Source organism: Promicromonospora kroppenstedtii DSM 19349, from assembly GCF_000515355.1.
GTDB classification, from domain to species: domain Bacteria; phylum Actinomycetota; class Actinomycetes; order Actinomycetales; family Cellulomonadaceae; genus Promicromonospora; species Promicromonospora kroppenstedtii.
Window position 1 is genome coordinate 29102 of record NZ_KI911594.1, and the last position, 4135, is coordinate 33236.

General features: G+C 73.6%; 5 protein-coding genes. All 5 read right to left on the bottom strand.

The annotated features are described in order from the left end of the window. On the bottom strand, nucleotides 1-974 hold a 974-nt coding region (gene hglS / locus PROKR_RS03155), incomplete at its 3' end, for a 2-oxoadipate dioxygenase/decarboxylase (RefSeq protein ID WP_036959467.1). A 17-nt stretch (nucleotides 975-991) separates the two neighbouring features. Then, nucleotides 992-2227 (bottom strand): NAD(P)/FAD-dependent oxidoreductase, encoded by a 1236-nt coding sequence (locus tag PROKR_RS03160; RefSeq protein WP_051432627.1) that lies wholly within the window; start codon nucleotides 2225-2227, stop codon nucleotides 992-994. Between the two features lie 128 nt (nucleotides 2228-2355). Beyond that, a complete protein-coding gene (locus PROKR_RS03165) occupies nucleotides 2356-2751 on the bottom strand; it encodes a Fur family transcriptional regulator (RefSeq protein ID WP_036959469.1) in 396 nt (131 codons plus the stop codon). Beyond that, nucleotides 2751-3680 carry a metal ABC transporter permease gene (locus PROKR_RS03170; protein ID WP_036959470.1) on the bottom strand — a complete coding sequence of 310 codons (930 nt, stop codon included), beginning with the start codon at nucleotides 3678-3680 and terminating at the stop codon, nucleotides 2751-2753. Before PROKR_RS03170 ends, PROKR_RS03165 begins: the two co-directional genes overlap by 1 nt. A gap of 2 nt (nucleotides 3681-3682) precedes the next feature. After that, nucleotides 3683-4135, bottom strand: a 453-nt coding sequence (locus tag PROKR_RS03175; protein ID WP_036959456.1) for an ATP-binding cassette domain-containing protein, incomplete at its 5' end; no start/stop codon positions are given.

A 4135-nucleotide genomic window follows, 5' to 3' on the forward strand; every position in this document is an offset into this window, starting at 1 on the left:
GCCGCCTCGTCGATCTCGACCACGGCGGCGTCGTACGCGGCGCGGCCGGCGCGGGTCAGGGCGATGCCGCGGGCCTCGACCTCGCCGAACCGCACGCGCAGGGAGTCGCTGACGATCTCGCCGTCGGCGGTACGGAAGGTGCGGGGCTCGGCCAGGGCGCGGAACGACGTCTGCCGCAGCAGCACGTCCGGGCCCTCCCAGCGCGGCGGGCCCTGGATCGCGTCGATCATCGTGATGCCACGCGCCTCCATGCGCGCGTACAGGTCGTCGATGTCCAGCACGCGAGGCGTGAGGTGGTTGATGTGCGTGGAGGCGATGCCGCCGATGTCGGCCGCCACGGCGCTGACCGCCTCCAGCTCGCGGTACCAGGCCTGGTCCACGGGCTCGGCGGACAGCTCGAACGCCGCTGTGGCCAGGCGCAGGAACTCGGCGGCGTGGTCCTCGGGCAGGCCGCCGTCGGCCTCGGCGCGGTCGGCCAGCGCGAGCAGGTCCGGGCCGAACAGCGTGCGGGCGCCGAGGAAGTTCTCCAGCCGCCGCTCCAGGTCGGCGGTGAAGAACCGGCGGTCGGCGGTCACCAGCATCGACGTGAAGACCCGGAACGGGTTGCGGGCCAGCTCGGACCGCTCGATCGGGCGGAATGCCGTGGAGATCACGGGGACCGAGCTGGAGGACGCGTCCCGCAGGTCGTAGAAGCCGACCGGCCGCATGCCCATGGCGCCGAAGATCCGCGCCACCTGGGACATCTCGGTGGGGGTGCCGACCCGGATGGCGCCGTGCCGCTCCGCGGTGACGCGCGCGATGGAGCCGAGCCGCTCGGCGTCCGCGCCGTGCTGCGTCACGAAGTCTGCGTTGACCTCGTGCGACACGTCGAGCAGCGTGGTGTAGGCGGGCACCTCCTTGCCGTACATGTCCGAGAGGCTGCGCGCGAACGCGGCCCGCAGCTGCCAGGGTTCGAGGAACGCCGGTGCCGGCATCGGTCTCTCCTTGTCCTTCAGATGATGTTCGCCTCAGGGCCTCGTCGCCCTGGGCTCGTGGTGCGGGTGCTGGTGGTGGGCGGAGTGGGCTCGTCGTCCGCGGCGAACCGGTCCGCGCTGAACCCGGACACGTCGATCGCCGGGGGGCGGCCCGCGTACAGGTCGCGCACCACCTCGCCGACGGCGGGGGCCTGCAGGAACCCGTGCCCGGAGAAGCCCGTGGCGTACAGCACGCGGCCGGGCACGCCGGTCGCCTCGCCGATCAGGGCGTTGTGGTCCGGCGTCATCTCGTACAGCCCGGCCCAGCCGCGCGCGACCGGCACGTCGGTCAGCCCGGGCGCGCAGCCCCCGATCGCCCCGCGCAGCAGCGGCAGCCAGCCCGGGTCGTAGGTGCGCTCGAACGCGATCGGCGTCTCGGGGTCCGCGATGCCGAGCAGCAGGCCGCCGGGCTCCGCGTTGTGGAAGTAGAACGTGGTGCCGTAGTCGATCGTGAACGGGATGCGCGGCGGCGCGGGGTCCAGCCGCGGCGTGAACCCGATCTGCCGCCGGTACGGGTCCACGGGCAGGTCGAGGCCTGCCTTCGTGGCCAGGTCACGGGTCCACGCGCCGGTGCACAGCACGACGGCGCCCGTGCGTACCCGGCCCTGGTCGGTCCAGACCGCGACGACGGCGTCGGCCCGCGTCTCGACGTCCTGCACGGTCACGTGGGTGCGGACGGTCGCACCGTGCCGCTCGGCGCCCGCCGCGTAGCCCTCGACGACGGCGTGGGGGTAGGCGAACCCGTCGCGCGCGGCGTACGCCGCCCCGGCGTAGCGGTCGGCGTCGACGTACGGGTTGAGGCGGCGCACCTCGTCGTGGCCGAGCATGCGGCTGGTGACCCCGTGCTCGTTCTGCATCGCCACGGACTCCTCGAACAGCGCGACGTCGTCGGCGTCCGGCAGGAGAAACAGGTAGCCCGGCTGCTGCAGCCCGATGTCCGCGCCGGGGCGGACGGCGAAGTCCTCGTACAGGTCCAGGCTGCGGTTGCCCAGGTCGACGTTGGCCGGGTCGGAGAACTGCGCGCGCACTCCCCCGATGGGCTTGCCCGAGCTGCCCGAGGCCAGCTCCTCGGCCTCCAGGAGGAGCACGTCCACGCCGTCCTCGGCGAGGTGGAACGCCACCGACGCGCCGAGCGCGCCGCCGCCGACCACCACCACCTCGGCGCGGGCGGGCAGCGGGCCCCGGCGGTCCGCGGGGCGCCGTGGTGAGGTCATGCACGCATCCTGCCACGCACTCCGGCCGAGATGGGTCCACACCGGAATTGTTCTTGCGATACACCCCGAGGTCGGTGGAATCAGGTGCCGAAGCGGGCCGGCTGCGCCGTCAGATCACAGTGCGCGGGTCACCGTGCGGCGGCGCGGCAGTCCGCGCACGTGCCCCACAGCTCGATGGTGTGCTCGATGTCGTCGAAACCCTGGGCCGCGGCCACCTTCGAGGCCCAGGCCTCGACCGTGGGGCCGTCGATCTCGACGGTGCGGCCGCACACGCGGCACACCAGGTGGTGGTGGTGCTCGCGGCGGGCGCAGCGGCGGTACAGGCTCTCGCCGTCCTCCGCGCGCAGCACGTCCACCTCGCTCGCCTCCGCGAGCGCCTGGAGCGCCCGGTAGACGGTCGCCAGCCCCACGGACTCGCCGCGGGCACGCAGGGCCTCGTGCAGTTGCTGGGCCGAGCGGAAGTCCGCCATCTCGTCGAGGGTCTCGACGACGGCGGCGCGCTGGCGGGTCATGCGTGCGGTCATCAGCGGCACTCCTTCGCGGCGGCGGCCGCACGTTCGGTGGCGGCCGCGGGCAGGTCGACGTCGTCGGGCAGGTCGGGATGCGGGTCGTGCACGGGTCGCCGCCGGCTCAGCAGGGGCGCCAGCATGGAGACCACCGCGTAGACCCCGATGGCGAGCACCACGATAGTCGCGCCCGGCGAGACGTTGTACCAGTAGGTGATGCTGAGGCCCGTCAGGCAGACCACCACGCCGACGACGCAGGCGGTGAGCATGGTGCGCCCGAACGCGTGCGTGACCTGCTGGGCGATCGCGACGGGCACGATCATGAGCGCGCTGACCAGCAGCAGGCCCACGACGCGCATGGCCACGGTCACGGTCAGCGCGGAGACGACGGCGACCACCACGTTCAGCGCCCAGACGGGCAGGCCCGAGGCGGTGGCGAAGTCCTCGTCGTGGCTGACGGCGAACAGCGCGTGCCGCAGCCCGACGCCGACGGTGAGCACCACGAGCGAGAGCACGACGGTGAGCCAGAGGTCGGCGTCGGACACGGTGGAGATCGAGCCGAACAGGTACTGCATGAGGTTGCCCGAGGAACCGCCCGCGATGCCGATGAGCAGCACGCCGCCGGCGATGCCGCCGTAGAACATGATGGCCAGAGCGAGGTCGCCGGAGGTGCGGCCGCGGCGACGGACGACCTCGATGAGCACGGAGCCGACCACGGCGGCGACCACGGCGCCAGGGATCGCGAGGGCGTCGTTGGGCGTCAGGCCCATGCCCGCGCCCACGAGCCAGCCCAGCGCGACGCCGGTGAGGGCCACGTGCCCGATGCCGTCGCCGAGCAGGGAGAGCTTGCGCTGCACCAGGTAGGTGCCGACCACGGGCGCGGTGACGCCGACCAGGAGCGCGGCGATGAGCGCCCGCTGCATGAACGGGTCGGTCAGCATGAGCATGATCACGGGCGCACCTCCAGGTCCAGGGCCCGGGACTCGGCGTCCAGGGTGTTGTCGTCGGCGTGCGGGTGCTGGTGGCGGTGCCCCGCACGGTCGTGGTCATGGCGGGCGGGCGGCGGGGCGCCGTCGTGCACCACCTTGCCGTGCCGCAGCACGACGGCGCGCGTGACCAGCGGCTCGAGCTCGCCCAGCTCGTGCAGCACGACGAGCACGGTGAGACCGCCGTCGACCAGGCGCCTCATCGTGGCCGCGAACGCCTCCTGGCTCGCCATGTCGACGCCGGCCACGGGCTCGTCCAGGACCAGCAGGTCCGGCTCGCGCACCAGGGCGCGCGCGATGAGGATGCGCTGCTGCTGCCCGCCCGACAGCAGGTGCACGGGGTCGTGCACGCGGTCGGCCAGGCCCACCTGCTCCAGAGCGACGGCGACGCGCTGGCGCCAGCCGCGCGGCAGCCG